The sequence below is a fragment of the Candidatus Arsenophonus nilaparvatae genome, assembly GCF_045346035.1.
Classification (GTDB): domain Bacteria; phylum Pseudomonadota; class Gammaproteobacteria; order Enterobacterales; family Enterobacteriaceae; genus Arsenophonus; species Arsenophonus nilaparvatae.
This window is the reverse complement of sequence record NZ_CP158507.1, coordinates 1,793,467-1,815,357: the sequence shown is the minus strand read 5'-3', so window position 1 is coordinate 1,815,357 and position 21,891 is coordinate 1,793,467. Positions and strand designations below refer to the sequence as shown.

Below are 21,891 nucleotides of genomic sequence, written 5' to 3'. Positions count from 1 at the left end.
CGCGCTCTATTATAAATGAACGATTATCCCCTTGTTATATAAGGGGATTAAAATGAGAAAAAACAATGGCTGAGAAGTTAACGACATATAAAGCACCGGGAAAAAAAGGTGATATTATTTTTGGTGCTCTCGTTAAACTAGCTGCACTAATTACACTGTTAATGTTAAGTGGAATTATTATTTCTTTGATTATTGCATCGTGGCCAAGTATCGAAAAATTTGGCTTTTCTTTTCTTTGGTCAAAGGATTGGGATGTTCCTGCCCAGGAATTTGGTGCGTTAGTGACCATTTATGGCACGGTAGTAACGTCGTTAATTGCATTGATCATTGCAGTGCCTGTCAGTTTTGGCATAGCTTTATTCTTAACAGAATTATCACCAAATTGGTTAAAGCGCCCGTTAGGTATTGCGATTGAATTATTGGCGGCCATACCGAGTATTGTTTATGGCATGTGGGGATTGTTTGTTTTTGCGCCACTATTTGCCACTTATTTTCAAGAGCCGATTGGTAACGTTTTGGCAGGTATACCAATTATTGGTGAATTATTTTCAGGCCCGGCTTTAGGTATCGGCATCTTAGCTGCTGGCGTGATCCTGGCAATTATGATTATTCCTTATATTGCTTCAGTGATGCGGGATGTTTTTGAGCAGACCCCAGTTATGATGAAAGAATCTGCTTATGGTATTGGCTGCACGACTTGGGAAGTTATCTGGCATATCGTATTGCCCTATACGCGTAATGGTGTGATCGGCGGTGTGATGTTAGGGTTAGGGCGAGCTTTAGGGGAAACAATGGCAGTCACTTTCATTATTGGTAATACTTATCAGCTAGATAGCTTTTCACTTTTCATGCCAGGAAATAGTATTACCTCTGCGTTGGCAAATGAGTTTGCTGAAGCGGAAAGTGGATTACATACCGCTGCATTAATGGAGTTAGGCTTAATTTTATTTGTTATTACTTTTATCGTGCTTGCGTTTTCTAAATTGATGATTATGCGTTTAGCCAAAAATGAAGGGCGCTAACATGGTGACGGCAGATACAACAAAAACTATTGATATTAAACAACGTCAACGTCGTCAGGCATGGCGGAGACAAAAAAATCGGATTGCACTGTTGCTCTCGATGATCACCATGGCATTTGGTCTGTTTTGGTTAATTTGGATCTTATTTACAACGTTAACCAAAGGGGTTGAAGGCATGTCCTGGAGTTTATTTACTGAAATGACGCCACCACCAAATTCTACTGGTGGTGGATTAGCCAATGCGATTGTAGGTAGTGGTTTGCTGGTTTTATGGGCTACGGTGTTAGGCACACCCCTTGGCATTATGGCGGGTATTTATTTGGCTGAATATGGACGTCGTTCTTGGTTGGCAGAAATAATTCGTTTTATCAATGATATTTTGCTGTCTGCGCCATCAATTGTGGTTGGATTATTCGTTTATATGATTATCGTTGCCAGAATGCAGCATTTTTCTGGTTGGGCAGGTGTTATTGCTCTGGCCTTGTTACAGATCCCGATTGTTATTCGAACAACGGAAAATATGCTAAAACTGGTGCCAGATAATTTACGTGAGGCAGCTTATGCTTTAGGTGCACCAAAATGGAAAATGATTTTATCAATTACCTTAAAAGCGTCTGTTTCAGGGATTATTACCGGAGTATTACTCGCCATTGCGAGAATTGCTGGTGAGACTGCGCCTTTGTTGTTTACTTCACTTTCCAATCAGTTCTGGAGTACAGATCTCAGTGAACCGATTGCTAATCTTCCAGTAACCATATTTAAATTTGCGATGAGTCCATTCTCAGAATGGCAGCAATTGGCTTGGGCAGGTGTTTTATTGATTACTTTATGTGTTTTGTTAATCAATATCTTAGCGCGTGTATTATTTGCCAAGAAAAAATATTAGTTCTTTAGTAACAGATGACAAACTTAAGAGACAAATTGATGATTAAAGTTAATGACATGGCAGAAGGTAAAATTCAAGTTCGTGACTTGAATTTCTACTATGGCAAATTCCATGCGCTAAAAAACATTTCATTAAATATTGCAGAGAATAAGGTAACGGCTTTTATTGGTCCTTCAGGCTGTGGTAAATCTACCCTGTTACGTACATTTAATAAGATGTTTGAGCTTTATACTGAGCAGCATGCTGAAGGTAAAATTTTGTTGGATGGCACTAATATTTTGACCGATGAACAAGATATTGCGTTATTGCGCGCCAGAGTAGGTATGGTTTTTCAAAAACCAACACCATTTCCGATGTCAATCTATGACAATATTGCTTTTGGGGTGCGTTTATTTGAAAAACTTTCTCGCGCTGAAATGGATGAACGTGTTCAATGGGCGTTAACTAAAGCTGCCCTTTGGGATGAAACGAAAGATAAACTTTCGCATAGTGGCTATAGTTTATCAGGCGGTCAGCAGCAACGGTTGTGCATTGCTCGTGGCATCGCGATCCGGCCAGAAATATTACTATTAGATGAGCCTTGTTCAGCACTTGACCCTATCTCAACAGGACGTATTGAAGAGTTGATAAGTGAACTGAAATCGGAATATACCGTGGTAATGGTCACACATAATATGCAGCAAGCTGCACGTTGCTCCGACTACACAGCATTTATGTATTTAGGTGAGCTGATTGAATTTAATGATACAGATACTTTGTTTACCACACCTACAGTAAAACAGACTGAGGATTATATTACTGGCCGCTACGGTTAATATAGGGTATGACCATGGATAATCTAAATTACAACAAACATATTTCTGGCCAGTTTAATGCTGAGTTGGAGCATATTCGCACTGAATTAATGAAAATGGGTGGGTTGGTAGAAGAACAACTTAAAAATGCCATTGAAGCTTTACATAACCGAGATCAGAATTTGGCAAAAAAAGTGATAGAGGATGATCAAAAAGTCAATATGATGGAAGTGGCGATTGATGAGGCTTGTGTGCGCATTATTGCTAAGCGGCAGCCGACTGCCAGTGATTTACGTTTAATTATGGCGATTTCAAAAACCATTGCTGAGCTTGAACGTATTGGTGATGTTGCTGATAAGATTTGTGAGGTTGCGTTGGAAAAGTTTTCTGAGCAACATCAATCGTTACTTGTTAGTCTGGAAGCTTTAGGCGGGCATACTATTCAAATGTTACATAATGTGTTGGATGCATTTGCCCGTATGGATCTGGATGCGGCAATTGGCGTTTATCTGGAAGATAAAAAGGTTGATGAAGAGTATGAAGGTATTGTTCGCCAACTGATGACTTATATGATGGAAGATCCTCGCACTATTCCTAGTGTATTAACAGCGTTGTTTTGTGCGCGCTCTATTGAGCGAATAGGTGATCGTTGCCAAAACATTTGTGAATTTATTTTCTATTATTTAAAAGGGCAAGATTTCCGTCATTTAGGTGGGGATTTTGTAGAAAAAATGCTAACTAAGGGTGGTCATTAACACGCTTTTCAGCGATTATTGAATGATTATTTTTTAGCTCATGGTTATTCCTTTTTGGAATAACCATAGATTTTTATATTATTTCATGTTCTAACTGTGAATTGATAATTTGACTCGAATAAACATAAATATACAAAAAATTGACAGTAAAAGGTAATAGTGAAATGAAATTCAATCTTATTGCAACTGTATTATCTGTCACATTAGCATTGGTTACCGGGTTGGCAAAAGCAGATAAATTGGAAAGTATCAAAAAAGCCGGTGTGATCCGTATTGCTGTTTTTGATAGTAATCCTCCCTTTGGTTTTATTGATGCTAAAACTAAAAAATTGGTGGGTTATGATATTGATATTGCAGAAGCGATTGCTAAAGATTTTGGTGTTAAATTAGTATTGCGTCCAACTAATCCAGCGAATCGAATACCGCTATTGACAGCAGGTAAAGTGGATCTGATTGGTGCTAATTTTACCATCACCAATGAACGTGCTAAACAAGTTGAGTTTTCAATTCCTGATTTTGCTACTGGGCAGAAATTTATCGCACGTATTGGGGTATTAAAAACGGCTGATGATATTATTCCTTTGCGTATCGGTGCAGATAAAGGAACCGTGCAGGAAATTACTCTACGTGAACGCTATCCTAATACTAAAGTAATATCTTACGATGACACCCCGCTTGCTTTTGCTGCATTACGAAATGGCAATGTACAAGCTATTACGCAAGATGATGCCAAACTGATTGGTTTATTGGGGAACTTACCGGCAAAAATTAAAGCAGATTATGAGATCTCACCTTTTAGTCTTACACGTGAATATCAGGCATTAGCAGCAGCTAAAGGTGAAACGAATTTGATTAAAGCGGTAAATAATACTTTATTGAAATTAGAAAAAAATGGTCAGGCAGAAATAATTTATAATCGTTGGTTTGGTCCAGAAACTAAAGCAGCACTACCTCGTGGTGATTTTAAATTTGCACCATTAGAAAAGTAAAAAAATATTATTTTTAATAAAAATACCTAAATGAGAGCTTCATCATAAATAGGTTGCATAAATGTTTGAACATTTTTTCTCTAGCCAGCTATTAGCCCCTGAATATCTTGATTGGATTTGGCAGGGCTTACTTATTACTATTTGGATCTCATTTTGTGCCATAGTCGCCTCAACCCTGCTAGGGTTTGTTGTCGTTGCTGCTAGAGATAGCCATACCGTATTTTTGCGTTGGTTAGCAATTAGTTATATTTCACTATTTCGTAATACGCCATTATTAATACAGCTTTTTTTTGGTACTTTGCTGCTGGAACGATATTACCAGAATCAGTTATGCAATGGCTAAATACACCACATCAGCTGGCTATTCTCGATATTAAGCTCGCATGGCCATCATTTGAATTTTTGGCAGGTGTGATTGGCTTAACTCTCTATTCTACGCCTTTTATTGCTGAAGAATTAAGAGCCGGTATTTATGGTGTAAAGCAAGGACAAAAATTTGCTGCATTAGCATTAGGTTTATCTGGCTGGCAAGCCATGCGTTATGTGGTTTTACCCCAAGCGCTAAAAATCGCAATGCCGCCTTTATTGGGGCAGTATATGAATATTGTAAAAAATTCTTCCCTAACTATGGCAATTGGTGTTGCGGAGCTTTCTTATGTTGCTCGTCAGATTGAAAGTCAAAGTTTACAAACCTTTACGGCGTTTGGTGTGGCGACAATTCTTTATATTGCCATTATTGCCCTGATGGAAGCTTGGGGACAATGGCGTCAGCAGCGTCTATTAATAAAGGGATATTAACATGGATTTTACAGTGATTGCTGAAAATTGGCGCTATCTGTTATTTGGTACATTTCCTGATGGCCCTTTAGAAGGTGCAGCACTGACTCTGTTAATAAGTTTATTAGCAGGAAATATCTCTATTTTTCTCGGTATTGCTGGTGGAATTGCATTGGCGATGTTAAATGGTTGGTGGGCAAATTTACTGGCAGCTGTGTTAGGTTTTTTTCGGGCTATACCTGTCATCATGTTAATTTTCTGGAGTTACTTTTTATTACCTGTTTTACTAGGTACGGATATTCCTGAATTGACGACCGTAATTTGTGCTTTAGCTTTGATCACATCAGCTTATTTAGCCCATGGAGTAAAAGCAGGTATTTTGGCTATAGGTCAAGGGCAATGGCAAGCGGGGATGTCGCTAGGTTTTACCCGTTGGGCGGTATTGTGGAATATTATATTGCCGCAAGCGTTACGGATGATGATCCCCTCTTTTATTAATCAGTGGATTGCATTAATTAAAGATACTTCATTGGCTTATATTGTGGGAGTGGCAGAATTATCATTTTTAGCCACTCAAATAAATAATCGAGAAATGATTTATCCAATGGAAATTTTGCTATTTGTTGCTTTAATCTATTTCATTATGTGTTTTTCACTTGAGCTGATAGCAAATCAAATCTTACGTCGTTTAGAAAAAAATCGGTCGTCACAGGCTCTATTATCAGGCAAGCAACCAAATCAGTTGGTTTGTTTCTAGTGTCCGTTATTCTTTCTAGTGCCTTTTAGAGGTAAGTGAAAGATTGGTGACATGAGTGGTTGATTCGCTGGTATTTATATCACTCTCTTTTTGATTCCACAAAGCCTTATTTCAACGTAATGACTGTGTTGAATATTCATTCGCATAATTATGTTAGATATTGTTTTCCTTTTTCTGTTTTATAATTAACTATTTGGATTAATTTTATTGTAGGATAGAGCAAAAAAACTTTTTTATTAGGCTAAATATATGAACAAAACAGATCCGATCAGACGACAGAGTTTGCTTCAGCGCATGTTTAAATTACATGAACATGGCACGACAGTTCGAACAGAAATCATTGCCGGATTGACGACGTTTTTGACAATGGTTTATATCGTTTTTGTTAACCCACAAATTCTATCAATGGCGGGAATGGATATTAAAGCTGTTTTTGTCACTACCTGCCTGGTTGCAGCGTTAGGTAGTATTATGATGGGGCTCGTCGCCAATTTACCGGTTGCTGTTGCTCCTGCGATGGGATTAAATGCCTTTTTTGCTTTTGTCGTTGTTGGTGCTATGGTCTATTCCTGGCAAGTGGCGATGGGAGCAATTTTCTGGGGAGCAGTTGGTTTATTTCTTTTAACACTTTTTCATATTCGCTACTGGATCATTGCGCATATCCCTTTAAGCTTACGGGTTGGTATTACCAGTGGTATTGGTTTATTTATTGCCATGATGGGATTGAAAAATGCTGGCATAATTGTTGCTAATCCAGATACCTTGGTGGCGATTGGTAATTTTTCTCAATCGAATGTGTTATTGGGGATCTTGGGATTTTTTATCATTGTCGTGTTAGCGGCGCGCAATATTCATGCTGCGGTGCTTGTTTCTATTGTGATCACCACGCTGATTGGGATGATTATTGGTGATGTCCAATATAATGGTGTTTTTGCGCTACCACCTAGCATCATGACGGTTGTTGGACATGTTGATATGATTGGCTCATTAGATATTGGTTTGTCTGGCATTATTTTCTCTTTCATGCTGATTAACCTGTTTGATTCTTCAGGAACCTTAATTGGTGTTACCGATAAAGCGGGTTTGGCTGATAAGACAGGTAAATTTCCGCAGATGAAACAGGCGCTTTATGTTGATAGTTTAAGTTCGGTCGCAGGCAGTGCAATGGGAACATCTTCAGTAACTGCCTATATTGAAAGTAGTTCTGGGGTTGCGATAGGTGGACGTACTGGATTAACCGCAATTGTGGTTGGCGCGCTATTTTTATTAACAATTTTTATTTCACCGCTAGCTAGTATGGTACCCGCCTATGCAACAGCTGGTGCACTGATCTATGTTGGTGTCTTAATGACATCGAGTCTAACACGTGTTGCGTGGCATGATTTAACCGAGTCAGTACCCGCTTTTATCACAGCGGTTATGATGCCTTTTAGTTTTTCCATCACTGAAGGTATCGCGTTAGGTTTTATTGCTTACTGTGTCATGAAAATAGGAACAGGACGGTGGCGTGAAATTGGTTTGGCAGTCGTTATTGTTTCGCTGTTATTTATTGCAAAAATTATTTTGGTTGATGTGTAATAGTATTGATAAATAACTGAATAATTTATTTACATTACTTCGATAATTATTATATTGAAGTTTTTATTTATTCTAATTTTACCGTATCTAGTATAAGTCATCCACATATCATATTATTGTGTTAAATATAGAATTGAAAATCAGCAATGAGAGAAAACCCGTTATGTCGGAGCATAAGAAAAAAGCAGCTAATAAGATGAAAAAAAATCGTGAATCGCTAAATTTAGCCAGTCGTGAACGAAAAAAACAGAAAAAAAAGCGCGGCCATATAGCAGGTAGTCGTTATCAAGAAAGATCTAATGCACAAAATAACAATTATCCATCAATGGAGAAAGATCCGCGCATTGGTAGTAAGAAACCGATCCCTCTACTCATTGATGCTAAAGAAGAAAAAGCCTTAAATACCAACAAGCAAAAAATAAACAAGGTAGAAAAATCAATATTATCACCCGCAGAAGAGTTGGTATTATTGGAAAATGATGAACGTCTGGCCGCGTTATTAACTGATCTTGAAGAAGGTAAAAAATTGGCCAAAGATGAAATGACTTATGTTGATAGTAAATTGGATCGCATTGATACTTTACTAAAAATAGTTGGTATTGAGCTTGATGACGAAGAAGATGATGATAAACCAGATGATATTATGCGGCTTTTAAAAGGGAAGTAAGCATTGTTTGTTTCATAACTATTTAATAGTAAAAATGGGTGTTACTGCCTAATAAAATAGTAATATTTATTACTGATTAATCACAAATAATTTATTAATAATTATCTTTGATTATCAATATTACTGATCTTAAATAGTTTGATTAATTGGATGATTATTCCATTTACATCATCTTATGATAATCTCTCATCAGTTAAGATAGTGGCAGCAAATACAGTAATGTGAGTCTGGCTATAAGATAGCAGATAGTTATTATTGAAGGATAAAAATATGTCAGAGCAGGGTATTATTTGGGATCTTTCCCTCATTCAAAAATATAACTATGCTGGGCCCAGATATACATCTTATCCTACTGCGTTAGAATTTAATCAACACTACAGTGATAGTGATTTTGCTATTGCTGCCAGTCGCTATCCTGACAGACCGCTGTCTCTTTATGTACACATTCCGTTTTGTCATAAACTGTGCTATTTCTGTGGCTGTAATAAGTTGGTGACTCGTCATAAACATAAAGTAGATAACTATCTGCTGATTTTAGCAAAAGAGATCATAGAACAAGCGAAATTATTTACTAATCGTACTGTTACCCAAATGCACTGGGGCGGTGGGACACCAACCTATTTGAGTAAATCCCAGATCAGCCAACTATTGGCAATGTTGAAATCGCATTTTCATTTTGCCACCGATGCCGAAATATCAATTGAAATTGATCCGCGAGAAATAGAATTGGATATTATTGATCACTTGCGCTACGAGGGTTTTAACCGCTTGAGTATGGGCGTACAGGATTTTAATAAACAAGTACAGCATTTAGTTAACCGCCAGCAGGATGAAGATTTTATTTTCGCTTTGATTCAACGAGCCAGAGACACGGGGTTTATTTCTACCAGTATCGATTTGATTTATGGTTTACCGAAACAGACAGCGGAAACGTTTGCTTTTACTTTAGAGCGAGTATTAGCCCTTTCGCCTGATCGTTTAAGTGTGTTTAATTATGCCCATTTACCGGCTCTCTTTGCTGCACAACGCAAAATAAAACCGCAAGATTTACCGACAGCGGAACAAAAACTGGCTATTTTGCAGCAAACGATTTTCACCTTAACACAAAATGGTTATCAATTTATTGGTATGGATCATTTTGCTAAACCTAACGACGAACTGGCTATTGCACAACGTAATGGGGTTTTACATCGTAATTTTCAGGGCTATACCACTCAGCAAAACTGTGATCTACTCGGACTTGGCGTGTCAGCAATTAGCATGTTAGGCGATCATTATGCACAAAATCAAAAAGATTTAAGCACCTACTATCAGGCCATTGAAAATCATCAACATGCATTGTGGAAAGGTTTATCTTTGACACAGGATGACTGTATTCGACGTGATGTCATCAAAACTTTGATCTGCAATTTTCATTTAGATTATGGTCAAATTGAAGATTGCTATCAGATTGATTTTAAAAATTATTTTTCTGCAGATTTACAGTTATTACAACCGATGATAGCAGATGGTTTGGTGATTGTTGGTCAAAGACAGCTACAAATTACCCCTAAAGGCCGATTATTAATTCGTAATATATGTATGTGTTTTGATATTTATTTGCGCAACAAAATGCGTCAATGTCAATTTTCACGTGTGATTTAGTTGGTTACAGAGAATAGTCTAGCTGTACACTTCAGCTCTTTTTTACTACTCGATACCAAATTCTTTCAATTTACGAGTAATAGTATTTCTCCCCCAGCCGAGTAAGCGAGCGGCTTCTTGTTTGTGGCCTTTGGTATGGATTAAAGCGCATGCAAGCATTGTTCGTTCAATCTGCGGTAAAACTTCCTGTAGTAAATTCTGTTTATTATTTTCGAGTTCGGTTTTTGTCCAATTGGCAAGTGGATCAAGCCATATTTCGTTATTTGCCGCAGGTTTCTTTTTAGGCGAATAGAGAAATTGTTGATTTTGTTGCAAATCGCTTGGCAGATCTTGCGGCAATATTACTTGACTGGAAGACATAACTGTAAGCCAACGACAGACGTTTTCTAACTGGCGTACATTACCCGTCCAAGGTAAAGACATTAAGATAGTTTCTGTCTGTGGTGCCAAAATTTTGCTCTCGACGCCAAGTTCTTGTGCTGTTTGGCGTAAAAAATGGCTGGCCAAATGTGGAATATCTGCAGTCCGTTCACGCAATGGTGGAAGCGGAATGCGGATCACATTGAGGCGATGAAAGAGATCTTCTCTAAATTTTCCTTCTTGTACTAGTTGCTCAAGGCATTGATGGGTTGCGGCAATAATACGGACATCAACTTTAATCGGTGTATAACCACCAACCCGATAAAACTGGCCTTCAGCCAATACGCGTAAAAGGCGAGTTTGAATATCAAGTGGCATGTCACCAATTTCATCGAGGAAAAGTGAACCACCATGCGCTTGCTCGAAGCGCCCTTGCCTGACCTGACTGGCGCCAGTAAAAGCGCCTTTTTCATGGCCAAATAACTCAGATTCAATCAGATCTTTAGGGATAGCTGCCATATTTAACGCAATAAAAGGCCCTGCTGCTTTAGGACTATGGCGATGAAGTGCATCCGCAATTAACTCTTTACCAGTGCCTGACTCACCATTAATAAGTACACTAATCGAGGAGCGGGATAAGCGACCGATAATTCGATAAACTTCCTGCATGGCTGGTGCTTCACCAATAATCTTGGTGACAGGAGCGGTCGGAAAAGAATTTGATCCACTACTCGATTGTTGATTGCGATAATAATTAAGTGCGCGTTCAACCAACGATATCGTTTCGTCAATATCAAAAGGTTTTGGCAAATAATCAAAAGCACCTTGTTGATAGGCATTAACTGCGGTATTGAGATCTGAATGGGCAGTCATAATAATAATCGGTAATTTAGGATGACTTTGTTTAAGTCTTGTCAGTAATGATAATCCATCGTTTTCTGGCATATGGATATCAGAGATTAAAACATCTGGACAGGTTTTCTCTAATGCAGCCAGTACACTTTGAATATCTTCAAAACTGCGACATTCCATGTTGGCATTATTTAACGCTCGTTCTAAAACCCAACGAATGGCATTATCATCATCAACGATCCACACCGTACCTTTTTGCATATCAGTTACCTAATTCTTAATAGGAAGATAAATCGAAAATTGTGTATGGCCAGGCCAACTGGAAAATTCGATCCTGCCAGCATGCTGATCAATAATATTTTGTGCAATTGAGAGTCCTAAACCATTGCCACCTTTACGATGACTGACCCTTGGATAAAACAGCGTATCTTGTATCTGTGACGGGATGCCTGGACCATTATCTGCAATATCGATCCGGGCAGCAAGTCGATACGTTTTTCCATGTAATGTCACTCGAAATGCGGTGCGAGTCCGTATAATCAAGGTTCCACCGTTTTCTTCCATTGCTTGTATCGCGTTTTGGCTTAAATTGAGTAATACCTGTTCAATTTGTTCCGGATAGTGTGCAAACTCAGGTAAACTGGGATCATAGTCTTTTATTAGTTTAATATTTTCCGGTAGTGTCAGTGATATTAAATGGAAAGTACGCTCAACAACTTGATGAATATTCTGTTTTGTTTTTGCGCCAGGATGTTGGGGGCCAAGTAGACGATCAACTAAATTACGCAAGCGATCGGCTTGCTCAATAATAACTTGGGTATATTCCAACTGATTAGAATTAGAAAGGGTTTTGGCTAACAGCTGAGCTGCTCCACGTAAACCACCTAATGGATTTTTTATCTCATGAGCTAAAGTACGGATTAATTCACGTGATGCGCTTTGTAATGATTGTTCTTGATCTAAACGGCGATGGTGATTGACTGGCGAAAATTCTAGCAAAATAAAGCATGGTGAAATGGGCTGCGCACTGATAGTCACGATATAAGAGTGATTATTAATAACCAGAGTAACGTCATTATCGGTAAAGCTTAGATTTTTTTTTATTTTTTTTTGCATTAAATTCATATTAAGCGAACAATAATCAAACAGTACTGGTAGCGGTGTACCTAGTAATTTTCTTGGGCTAGCTAAAAAAAATTGGCAGCTAGCATGATTAGCGTAATGGATAATGAGTTCATTATCGAGTAATAGAATATTATGCAATAAACAATCTAAAATATGATCGCCAATTGGTAAATTATCAATTTTCACTTGGTCTTACTCCTGCACCTTTTTAGTGCATATTAACATATTTGAGTATAAACCAAGAGTTTTTGTTCAATTTTCATGCAAAAAAACCTCATCAAAAGATGAGGTAAATATTACAATACAACAAAAATACTCAGCGGAGAATGGCTTATCAAACGCTGTAGTATATTTCGAACTCTAATGGGTGAGGTGCCATCCGAATACGTTGAACATCATCTTTTAATAAATTGATATAAGCATCAATCGTTTCATCAGTAAATACTTCACCCCGTTTCAAAAACTCCCGATCAGCATCCAATGCCTGTAGTGCTTCTTCCAGTGAACTGGCAACGGTTGGGATCTCTTGTGCTTCTTCTGCGGGTAAATCATATAAATTTTTGTCCATTGCTTCACCCGGATGAATTTTATTAATAATTCCATCGAGACCTGCCATCAATTGTGCCGCAAAGGCTAAGTACGGATTGGCAGCCGGGTCTGGGAAACGAACCTCAATACGCGATGCCCTAGGATTAGCAACGATTGGAATGCGAATAGAAGCTGAACGATTACGTGGGGAGTAAGCCAACATTACAGGTGCTTCAAAACCTGGCACCAGACGTTTATAAGAGTTGGTGGTTGGATTAGTAAAGGCATTTAAAGCTCGCGCATGCTTAATAATACCGCCAATATAATAAAGTGCCATTTCAGATAACCCGCCATATTTATCACCGGTAAACAAGTTGCTGCCATTTTTTTCCAGTGACATATGACAGTGCATACCAGAGCCATTATCACCCACTAGTGGTTTTGGCATAAATGTTGCTGTTTTACCAAAAGAATGGGCAATATTGTGCACCACGTATTTGTATATTTGTGTTTCATCGGCCTTTTTAGTCATGGTATTAAAACGGGTAGCAACCTCGTTTTGGCCTGCGGTGGCAACTTCATGGTGGTGTGCTTCAACAATTAATCCCATTTTCTCCATGGTGGAACACATAGCGGAGCGCATATTTTGTGAAGAGTCAACGGGAGGGACAGGAAAATAACCACCTTTAACGCTTGGCCGATGACCTTTATTGCCATCTTCATAATGTGCGCCAGAATTCCAGGCTGCTTCAACATCATCGATATGATAATAAGCACCAGAAATATTGTTACCAAAGCGAATATCGTCAAACACAAAGAATTCAGGTTCAGGTCCAAATAATATCGTATCTGCAATACCGCTACTACGTAAGAAATTTTCGGCGCGTTTAGAAATTGAACGTGGATCTCGTTCGTAGCCCTGATGAGTGTGGGGCTCTAGGATATCACAGCGAATAATTAGGGTTGAATCACTAAAAAAAGGATCTAATACTGCCGTCTCAGGATCAGGCATAAGCATCATATCTGACTCATTAATTCCTTTCCAACCGGCAATTGACGAACCGTCAAACATTTTACCTTCTTCAAAGAAATCTTGGTTAATTTGGTGAGCAGGGATAGTGATATGTTGTTCTTTACCTCTGGTATCGGTAAAGCGTAGATCAATATATTTAACATGGTGCTCTTTGATCATGGATAAAACATGCTCAACAGACATAAAGATTCTCCTGATTGGATCCTATTTTGAACATAGTGCCAAAAAGTTTTACTATAGTTAATTATTCACTATGCGAAAATCATGCCAAATTTTTATAACTGATAATAGATGCTTTTTTAATGATTTATTAGTAAATAATCATAAATCGAATAATAAACTGCACCATTATTGTGCAAATCGGATGCTATTAAAGCACAATCATGGTGCGGTAGTTGAAAAAAAGATAGAGCTGGTCTTATTTTATTCCCAATTTAGTAGTTTATTTTTTCAAGCAAAAATGGGATATCATTTGTGAAAGTAATTCAATTGTCGGTTTTATATATTTAAGTTCAATAAATTCATCAGGTTGGTGAGCCTGCTCTATCGAACCTGGCCCTAATATTAATGTTGGACATCGCGTTTGAATAAAGGGCGCTTCGGTGCAGTAATTAACGCTTTGAGCTTTTTTATCTAATAAATTTTCAATTATTTTCAAAATGTTATGATTTATTGGGCATTCAAAACCGGGAATAGGCGGATGAAGTTCTTCGATAGTTAAGCGATCAGGCCAACGATGTTTAATCGGTTTAAGTGCGGCATGTAACAATTCATCCAAATTTTTTAGTGACAGACCGGGTAGTGGACGAATATCGATATGTAATTCACAACACCCACAAATTCGATTTACGGCATCACCACCATGAATATGTCCGAAATTCATTGTTGGGTAGGGAATATCAAATGCCTTGTTGTGGTAATCGGTTTTTAGTCTATTTCTAAGCAAAATTAACTGACTAATGGTTTCATGCATTAACTCAATCGCATTGATACCCTGTTCCGGATCACTTGAATGGCCAGATTGACCGGTAATACGAATGGCATTGGCAATATGCCCCTTATGTGCGCGAATCGGTCGCAATGAAGTTGGTTCACCTATAATTGCTAATTCAGGCTGAATTTCTGCAGTTGCAGCAAAATAACGTGCTCCGGCCATGGTGGTTTCTTCATCAGCGGTTGCCAGAATATAGATGGGATGCTGTAACTGATCAATATCGACATTGCGTAAAGTATCAATAATAAAAGCGAAAAAACCTTTCATATCCGCGCTACCTAAACCATATAATTTGTCTTTATATTCCGTTAATTGGAAAGGATTTTTTGTCCAGCGCCCGTCATCAAAAGGAACCGTATCAGTATGCCCACAAAGTAGTAATCCAGCCTCTCCTTGGCCAAAAGTAGCCAGTAAATTGAATTTATGGCGGCTATCTGGTACAGGTTGAATGGTTATTTTACCACCTAGTGTCGTAAGCCATTCTGCCAGTAGATTAATTAATGTTTCATTACTTAGATCGCGTCTTGCATCGACAGAACTAATTGATGGTATGGCAACTAATTGACGGTATAACTCAATAAATGTGGGCAGTTTGTTTTTCACTGTTGTCAGCCTTAATGACTAAAATTTCAGTACTCATGCATTTCATTGAAAAAAAATACAACAATTAATGTTAGTTCAGTGTACAAGATTTATTAATGAGAGGGTTGATGATACAAATTTTTTCTTTTAATTGATAACAACAATATATACAGGATAAAGGAAAATTAATGGCGTATAGGATCGTCGATTAATATATTTCGATATAAAGATTTTATTTAAGAATTAAAAAAATATTTGCTTTAACATAATAATATTATTGATAAAATAATTATTTCAATATATCGATTTAAATTCAGCAATGACCATTAATTTGTTCATAAAAGTTTAGTTAAGTCTTTATTGGTGATGTGTTCAATCGATGCTTAGTGAATCTGAATTTCAATAAATAGGGTGTTGAAGCATTGATTTATGGTCGTAACTTAGTTGTGAAATATTAGCTGCTTAGTAGAATCAGTTATTGGCGCTAAACAACTCACCGCGAAAGCGTTTAATTTATTCGTTTTGTCTATAAATTATGAAGATAAATTTTTTTGCCGAATTTTTTCGTTGATAGGAAAACTGGATCCATTATGATGAATAGATAGGTTGATTCTATCAAATTTGTATTTAGGGAAGGAGTAGGCATGAATATTCGTGATTTGGAGTACCTTGTTGCATTAGCTGAGCATAAACATTTTCGGCGTGCTGCAGATGCCTGCCATGTTAGTCAACCGACCCTCAGCGGTCAAATTCGTAAATTGGAAGACGATTTAGGTGTTATGTTATTAGAGCGGACAAGCCGAAAGGTTCTGTTTACTCAGCAGGGGTTATTATTAGTTGAACAAGCCAGAACAGTATTGCGAGAAGTTAAAATACTACAGGAAATGGCTTCCTTACAAGGTGAAAGCATGTCAGGCCCGTTACACATAGGATTAATTCCTACTATCGGTCCTTATCTTTTACCTCACATCATTCCAGAATTACACCGTTTATTTCCTAAATTGGAGATGTATTTACATGAAGCACAAACACACCATCTGTTAGCGCAATTAAATAATGGCAAACTAGATTGTGCAATATTAGCGCAAGTGAAGGAGACCGAAGCTTTTATTGAAATACCTCTATATGAGGAACCTATGCGATTAGCTATTTATGAAGGACATCCATGGTTCAATCGTAAGGAAATTGAAATGCGTGAGCTTGTTGGACAGAAATTACTTATGTTGGAAGATGGACACTGTTTACGTGATCAAGCGATGGGATATTGTTTTCAGGTTGGGGCAAAAGATGATACCCACTTTCGTGCCACCAGTTTAGAGACATTACGTAACATGGTGGCAGCCGGAAGTGGTATAACACTATTGCCAGATTTATCTGTACCGAAAGAGATAAAACGTGATGGTGTTTATTATCTTGATTGTATTAACCCTGTTCCTTCACGTTCGGTTGTTTTAATTTACCGTCCTGGCTCACCGCTTAGAAGTTGTCATGAGCAGTTTGCTGAGGCAATTCGTAAACAAATGTATCGATACTATAGTAAAAATTAATTGTTTACTTACTACTAATATTGAGCTTTATTGGGTTAAAACAGACGGTTTAACCCATTCAGTGCGGCAACCCGAAATGCTTCTGCCATAGTTGGATAATTGAAGGTAGTATTAACAAAATATTCAATAGTATTACCTTCACCTTTTTGCTCCATAATTGCCTGGCCAATATGAATAATTTCTGCTGCACGCTCACCGAAGCAGTGAATACCTAGAATTTTTAATGTTTCGCGATGAAATAGGATCTTTAAACTGCCTACATTCATCCCTGCAATTTGTGCTCTGGCTAAATGTTTAAATTGGGCACGCCCGACTTCATAAGGAATTTTCATGGCAGTCAATTGTTGTTCTGTTTTACCGACAGAACTGATTTCTGGAATGGTGTAGATCCCGGTAGGAATATCCTCAATTAAATGGGTATCGCGGTGGCCCGTTGTTATCGCGCGGGCAGCGAGACGACCTTGATCATACGCGGCTGAAGCTAAACTGGGATAGCCAATAACATCGCCGACCGCATAGATATTTTTATTATGAGTACGATAGGTAGCATCAACTTTAATCAAACCTCGATTATCAATAGGAATAGCGATATTTTCTAAATTTAGATTATCGGTATTTCCCGTACGGCCATTAGCATATAATAGACAATCGGCTTTAACCTTTTTACCTGACTTCAGATGAATAATTACGCCATCATCTGTTCCTTCAATTTTTTCATATTCTTCATTATGGCGAATAACAACACCATTATTCCAAAAATGGTATGATAAAGCGTCTGACATCTCTTGGTCTAAAAACGACAGAAGGTGATCACGGGTATTAATAAGATCAACTTTTACCCCTAATCCTCTAAAAATTGAAGCATATTCACAGCCAATTACCCCTGCACCATAAATAATAACATGGTGGGGTTCATGATTGAGAGTTAAAATTGAATCGCTATTGTAAATGCGTGAATGCTGAAAATCGACATCGGGTGGACAGTATGGACGAGAACCGGTTGCGATAATGATTTTTTCAGCATATAGAGTATCGTAGGTACCATCATTATAAAGAACTTTTAAACTATGTTGGTCAATGAAAGAGGCTTCACCGGCAAACATTTTGCAACCATTTCGTTCGTAAAATCCTTCCCGCATATGTGTTTGTTGATTAATTACGGTCTCGGCTTGTTTAAGAATGTCGGAGAAAGAAGAGCGTAAAAGCCGGGATTTATCGCTGTATAATGGATTTTGATTAAATTCGATAATTCGGCTGACCGCGTGCCGAAGCGCTTTAGAAGGAATGGTTCCCCAGTGGGTACAACCACCACCAATTTTATTATAACGTTCAATGACTGCGACTTTTTTCCCTTGCTTTAGCAACCCCATTGCTGCACCTTCTCCCCCGGGGCCGGAACCAATAACGATAGTATCAAATTGAATCTGTGGCATTCGGTATAACCTATTATTATGTAAATACGAATAGACAACTCAGATTAACATTATCTTCTTTAATCAAGCTTAAATATAAGATTCAGGCTTTACATTTTAATAAATAACAGAAATTCCTTATATACTAGTTAAACTTAAGAACACTGCAAATCTGTTAAAATTTGGTATAGTAGCCTAGTTACATTATTATCGAAGAGGTATATTAATTACTGTGAGTAATATTACAGGCGTCAGGGCAAAGCAGAAAGAAAAAACGCGTCGTTCTCTGATAGAAGCGGCTTTTAGTCAATTGAGTGCTGAGCGTAGCTTTACTAGTCTCAGCTTACGTGAGGTTGCCCGAGAAGCGGGTATTGCACCGACTTCTTTTTATCGACATTTTCGTGATGTTGATGAATTAGGATTGACCATGGTTGATGAAAGCGGTCTTATGCTCCGTCAATTAATGCGTCAAGCACGACAGCGTATTGCAAAAGGTGGCAGTGTTATTCGAACATCTGTTGCTACTTTTATGGAATTTATTGGTAATAATCCGAATGCCTTTCGATTATTGCTGCGTGAACGTTCAGGTACATCGGCTGAATTTCGTGCGGCGGTTGCCAGAGAAATTCAGCATTTTATTGCTGAATTGGCCGACTACTTGCAACAGGAAAGTAATATGCCTCGGTATTTTACTGAAATTGAAGCCGAAGCCATGGTTACTATAGTATTTAGTGCGGTGGCAGAAGCATTAGATATTGATCAGGAAAAAAGGCAGCTTTTGGAAGAACGATTAGTTTTACAGCTTAGAATGATCGCCCGAGGAGCCTATTATTGGTATCGTCGTGAACAGGAGAAACATAATATTAAATTATAGGGCACCTCGAAAAACTCGAAATCTTCAATGGCTCTCCGGCTTGTCTCTAAATAATTAGATGTTTTTTGATCCCCCCGCTACTAATCCTACCGTCCATTGCCATGGACAGTGTCATTTTGTCCATTCTGGGCGTTAAAAAGCTAAGATGCCGGTACGCTGGAAGTACGCCAACCGCTTTAGGTTGTAACATGCTGCCATCATCGTCATGGCAAAATTAGCGCGCACTTGCCCAATGGTACGGATCAGTTTTCTACCCATTTGTTCCATCGCCGCGAATGCATGTTCAACCCGTGCCCTAATCTTTGCAATCCGGTGGTTGCGCCCTTGCTGAGTCTTGGACAACGGTTTATTTCGATGGCCTTTACGCTGAATCTGGCTCCTATAGCCGTTTGCCTTGAGCCAAGCTTCCCGTTCCGCAGAGGGATAGCCTCGGTCGGCGTAGATATTACGGTTGGTGTTGGCCTTGTCGATGACCCTCTCGAAATGCTGACTGTCGTGAGTGCTGGCCGTATCGGTGACGATTTTTCTGATGAACTTGTACTTCTTGTCCATGTTCACAGAAAGCTTATAGCCATAATGGCTCTTACCGTGTTTTTTAGTCCACGTGGCGTCTAAATCTTTTGCCGCCGCTTGGTTGGTTTCCAATGAGCAGGTATCGCTTCCTGCTTGAGTTGCTCCTTTTCGTCCTTCGTGAACGACTGCTTCGGAGCAGGTACCAAGGTGGCATCGATGATTTGGCCTCCCCGAGCTATAAAGCCTTTCTTCAAAAGCTGTGAGGTTACACCATCGAAAATGGCTTTAGCACCAGCTTCACCGATCCTGTTCTCGAACGTCCACACAGTGGTACGGTCAGGTATATTGATGGCATGGAGCAACCCACAGAAACGCTTGAAGCTCATTCTGTCCAAAAGCTGGTACTCCATCTGCTCGTCAGACAGGTTGTAGATACGCTTTAGAACTAAAATGCGAACCATGGTCTCGGTTGGAAATGGTGGACGTCCTCCTTTTTTGCTGACAGGGCGTGGTACCACATGGTCGATTTCCGCTGCCAGATGCGCAAAGTCTATACAGGTTTCGATCTTGACCAGAGGGTCGACCAACTGGTCAATCGTCTGTAGGTGATACTGGTCTGCAAGGAGGTCATACTTAATGGCGTTTCTTTTCTGCATGGTGGTCAGGGCAATAGGTCAGTTTTCGATAATTTTATCTGCGAAATCAAACTCTGGTTAGGTTTTTCGAGGTGCCCTATAAATAATTTTTTGCAGTAAACCAAAAATTGCAATTATTTATTGGTGTTTTCTATATTAGTTTTTTAAATGACTTTTAATATTATGAATGTTAGAGAAATATTGTCTATATCAATATTATTTAATATATTCTTAGAATAAAAATAATATTAGCTATCATTAGATAGATTTTTTGCTGTTATGACTTATAAAATAAAACGCCATATTTTTTAATGGCGTTTTTATCTCATTCAAATATGTTTTTTCTCAAGTAAAACACCGCATTCAATATGGTGGGTATAAGGAAATTGATCAAATAAAGCTAATCGATCAATTTTATGAGTTTTATTGAGTATATTTAAATTGTGACAAAGTGTATTAGGATTACAGGATATATAAAGAATCCGTGGATATTTTTGTACTAATTCAAGCGTTTTTTCATCTAAACCGCAGCGAGGCGGATCGATTAAAATAGTCTCACATTTATAACTTGTTAAATCAACACCTTCAAGGCGTTTAAACTGACGTTCACCTCGTATTGCTTGGGTAAAATCTTCTGCTGACATCCGAATAATTTTTACATTATTAATTTTATTAGCTTCAATATTATATTGAGCCGCTGCTACTGATGGTTTTGCAATCTCGGTTGCCAGAACACGATTAAAATTTTGTGCTAGTGCGATAGAAAAATTACCGTTTCCACAATAAAGCTCCAGTAAATCACCTTTTGTGTTTTTAGTAATATTAATCGCCCATTCTAACATTTTGATATTTATTCCGGCATTGGGCTGGGTAAAACTATTTTCAATTTGGCGATAGATAATTGACTTACCTGAAATAGGTAATACCTCATCAATATGATCCTGTTCAAATATAATTTTTGTTTTTGCTGCGCGGCCAATAAGTTGTATATCAAAACCTTGATTAATTAAAGCGCTACGTAATTGTTTAGATTGTTCAATCCATTCTTGTTCCAATTTTTTATGATAAATTAATGAAACAATAATCTTATTACTTAATGTTGATAAATAATCTACTTGGAAGAGTTTATACCGTAAAAGCGGTTTAGTTTTAATTAATGGAATTAAAGCAAGCATCATTTGATTAATTAATTTACTAGCGCTAGGTAATTAATCAACTCTTATACGTTGTTTAGTCGTTTGATCAAACATTATATGAAATAAATCTGGTCCTTCATGCCAGAGGCGAAATTCAGCGCGCATTCTATAATGGGAAAAATCAGAACGAAAAATTTCTGGTTTAGGTGCATTAAAAGGCAGCATAATACTGTTTAAATATTTGATTTTTTCAGCTAACTGCAAGTTGTATTGGGTAATTGACAAATTATTTAGCATGTATTCAGATTCATCTTGATAAAAAATTTTCTATCGTGAGATTGTAGGGAAAGAGAAAGAGAAGTCTAGCTTTGGTGCACGATTTATAGATAGTAATTACAAAGGTTTTTCTAAAGCTTATTTTTTGAATATTG

16 protein-coding genes and 3 pseudogenes are annotated in these 21,891 nt (G+C 38.0%); 12 read left to right on the top strand and 7 right to left on the bottom strand.

The genetic code is table 11. From position 1 onward, the window contains the following. Nucleotides 1-65 precede the first annotated feature (65 nt). From pstC to hemN, 10 genes and pseudogenes are all read left to right on the top strand, one after another. Nucleotides 66-1,022: a phosphate ABC transporter permease PstC gene (gene pstC, locus WH390_RS08765; RefSeq protein WP_032115826.1), complete on the top strand. Its 957-nt coding sequence runs from the start codon at nt 66-68 to the stop codon at nt 1,020-1,022. 1 nt (nt 1,023) lies between these two features. Next, nucleotides 1,024-1,908, top strand: coding sequence for a phosphate ABC transporter permease PstA (pstA, locus tag WH390_RS08760; RefSeq protein ID WP_032115827.1), 885 nt, complete (start codon nt 1,024-1,026; stop codon nt 1,906-1,908). A gap of 38 nt (nt 1,909-1,946) precedes the next feature. Further along, nucleotides 1,947-2,723, top strand: a complete 777-nt coding sequence (pstB, locus tag WH390_RS08755; RefSeq protein WP_032115828.1) for a phosphate ABC transporter ATP-binding protein PstB — start codon at nt 1,947-1,949, stop codon at nt 2,721-2,723. Nucleotides 2,724-2,737: 14 nt separating this feature from the next. Next, nucleotides 2,738-3,457, top strand: coding sequence for a phosphate signaling complex protein PhoU (phoU, locus tag WH390_RS08750; protein WP_032115829.1), 720 nt, complete (start codon nt 2,738-2,740; stop codon nt 3,455-3,457). A 164-nt stretch (nt 3,458-3,621) separates the two neighbouring features. Then, on the top strand, nt 3,622-4,446 hold the full coding sequence (locus WH390_RS08745; RefSeq protein ID WP_032115830.1) for a transporter substrate-binding domain-containing protein: 825 nt from the start codon (nt 3,622-3,624) through the stop codon (nt 4,444-4,446). 61 nt (nt 4,447-4,507) lie between these two features. Further along, nucleotides 4,508-5,244: pseudogene (locus WH390_RS08740) on the top strand (amino acid ABC transporter permease). Nucleotide 5,245: 1 nt separating this feature from the next. Next, nucleotides 5,246-5,980 (top strand): amino acid ABC transporter permease, encoded by a 735-nt coding sequence (locus WH390_RS08735; RefSeq protein WP_032115831.1) that lies wholly within the window; start codon nt 5,246-5,248, stop codon nt 5,978-5,980. 249 nt (nt 5,981-6,229) lie between these two features. Further along, nucleotides 6,230-7,558: an NCS2 family permease gene (locus WH390_RS08730; protein WP_032115832.1), complete on the top strand. Its 1,329-nt coding sequence runs from the start codon at nt 6,230-6,232 to the stop codon at nt 7,556-7,558. Nucleotides 7,559-7,721: 163 nt separating this feature from the next. After that, a complete protein-coding gene (yihI, locus tag WH390_RS08725) occupies nt 7,722-8,225 on the top strand; it encodes a Der GTPase-activating protein YihI (protein WP_032115833.1) in 504 nt (167 codons plus the stop codon). Nucleotides 8,226-8,495: 270 nt separating this feature from the next. Further along, on the top strand, nt 8,496-9,869 hold the full coding sequence (gene hemN, locus WH390_RS08720; protein WP_032115834.1) for an oxygen-independent coproporphyrinogen III oxidase: 1,374 nt from the start codon (nt 8,496-8,498) through the stop codon (nt 9,867-9,869). A 45-nt stretch (nt 9,870-9,914) separates the two neighbouring features. Here hemN and glnG read toward each other — a convergent pair whose 3' ends face one another. The 4 genes from glnG to argE form a co-directional block, all read right to left on the bottom strand. Then, nucleotides 9,915-11,342 carry a nitrogen regulation protein NR(I) gene (gene glnG / locus WH390_RS08715; protein WP_032115835.1) on the bottom strand — a complete coding sequence of 476 codons (1,428 nt, stop codon included), beginning with the start codon at nt 11,340-11,342 and terminating at the stop codon, nt 9,915-9,917. A gap of 9 nt (nt 11,343-11,351) precedes the next feature. After that, entirely contained in the window at nt 11,352-12,392 is a 1,041-nt protein-coding gene (glnL, locus tag WH390_RS08710; RefSeq protein WP_032115836.1) for a nitrogen regulation protein NR(II), read from the bottom strand. A 148-nt stretch (nt 12,393-12,540) separates the two neighbouring features. Next, the gene (glnA, locus tag WH390_RS08705) at nt 12,541-13,950 is read right to left on the bottom strand and encodes a glutamate--ammonia ligase (protein WP_032115837.1); all 1,410 of its coding nucleotides are present in this window, start codon (nt 13,948-13,950) and stop codon (nt 12,541-12,543) included. Between the two features lie 259 nt (nt 13,951-14,209). Beyond that, nucleotides 14,210-15,364: an acetylornithine deacetylase gene (gene argE / locus WH390_RS08700; protein WP_032115838.1), complete on the bottom strand. Its 1,155-nt coding sequence runs from the start codon at nt 15,362-15,364 to the stop codon at nt 14,210-14,212. A gap of 623 nt (nt 15,365-15,987) precedes the next feature. Between argE and oxyR the strand changes: the two genes are divergently transcribed. Beyond that, a complete protein-coding gene (oxyR, locus tag WH390_RS08695; protein ID WP_032115839.1) occupies nt 15,988-16,890 on the top strand; it encodes a DNA-binding transcriptional regulator OxyR in 903 nt (300 codons plus the stop codon). Between the two features lie 35 nt (nt 16,891-16,925). On the opposite strand, the gene sthA is transcribed toward oxyR, so the two are convergent. Further along, a complete protein-coding gene (sthA, locus tag WH390_RS08690) occupies nt 16,926-18,323 on the bottom strand; it encodes a Si-specific NAD(P)(+) transhydrogenase (protein WP_406850559.1) in 1,398 nt (465 codons plus the stop codon). Between the two features lie 211 nt (nt 18,324-18,534). Between sthA and fabR the strand changes: the two genes are divergently transcribed. Continuing rightward, entirely contained in the window at nt 18,535-19,176 is a 642-nt protein-coding gene (fabR, locus tag WH390_RS08685) for an HTH-type transcriptional repressor FabR (protein ID WP_032115841.1), read from the top strand. A gap of 132 nt (nt 19,177-19,308) precedes the next feature. Here the strand turns inward: fabR and WH390_RS08680 are convergent. Both WH390_RS08680 and trmA read right to left on the bottom strand, forming a co-directional pair. Further along, nucleotides 19,309-20,345, bottom strand: a pseudogene (locus WH390_RS08680) (IS5 family transposase). Nucleotides 20,346-20,653: 308 nt separating this feature from the next. Beyond that, nucleotides 20,654-21,757, bottom strand: a pseudogene (trmA, locus tag WH390_RS08675) (tRNA (uridine(54)-C5)-methyltransferase TrmA). Nucleotides 21,758-21,891: the final 134 nt, after the last annotated feature.

Excerpts from the sequence above, each read along its gene's own strand:
- WH390_RS08745 (WP_032115830.1), top strand. The coding sequence starts at position 3,622 with ATGAAATTCAATCTTATTGCAACTGTATTATCTGTCACATTAGCATTG.
- oxyR (WP_032115839.1), top strand. The coding sequence starts at position 15,988 with ATGAATATTCGTGATTTGGAGTACCTTGTTGCATTAGCTGAGCATAAA.
- pstB (WP_032115828.1), top strand. The coding sequence starts at position 1,947 with ATGATTAAAGTTAATGACATGGCAGAAGGTAAAATTCAAGTTCGTGAC.
- WH390_RS08730 (WP_032115832.1), top strand. The coding sequence starts at position 6,230 with ATGAACAAAACAGATCCGATCAGACGACAGAGTTTGCTTCAGCGCATG.
- hemN (WP_032115834.1), top strand. The coding sequence starts at position 8,496 with ATGTCAGAGCAGGGTATTATTTGGGATCTTTCCCTCATTCAAAAATAT.
- yihI (WP_032115833.1), top strand. The coding sequence starts at position 7,722 with ATGTCGGAGCATAAGAAAAAAGCAGCTAATAAGATGAAAAAAAATCGT.
- glnA (WP_032115837.1), bottom strand. The coding sequence starts at position 13,950 with ATGTCTGTTGAGCATGTTTTATCCATGATCAAAGAGCACCATGTTAAA.
- pstA (WP_032115827.1), top strand. The coding sequence starts at position 1,024 with ATGGTGACGGCAGATACAACAAAAACTATTGATATTAAACAACGTCAA.
- glnG (WP_032115835.1), bottom strand. The coding sequence starts at position 11,342 with ATGCAAAAAGGTACGGTGTGGATCGTTGATGATGATAATGCCATTCGT.
- phoU (WP_032115829.1), top strand. The coding sequence starts at position 2,738 with ATGGATAATCTAAATTACAACAAACATATTTCTGGCCAGTTTAATGCT.
- pstC (WP_032115826.1), top strand. The coding sequence starts at position 66 with ATGGCTGAGAAGTTAACGACATATAAAGCACCGGGAAAAAAAGGTGAT.
- WH390_RS08735 (WP_032115831.1), top strand. The coding sequence starts at position 5,246 with ATGGATTTTACAGTGATTGCTGAAAATTGGCGCTATCTGTTATTTGGT.
- sthA (WP_406850559.1), bottom strand. The coding sequence starts at position 18,323 with ATGCCACAGATTCAATTTGATACTATCGTTATTGGTTCCGGCCCCGGG.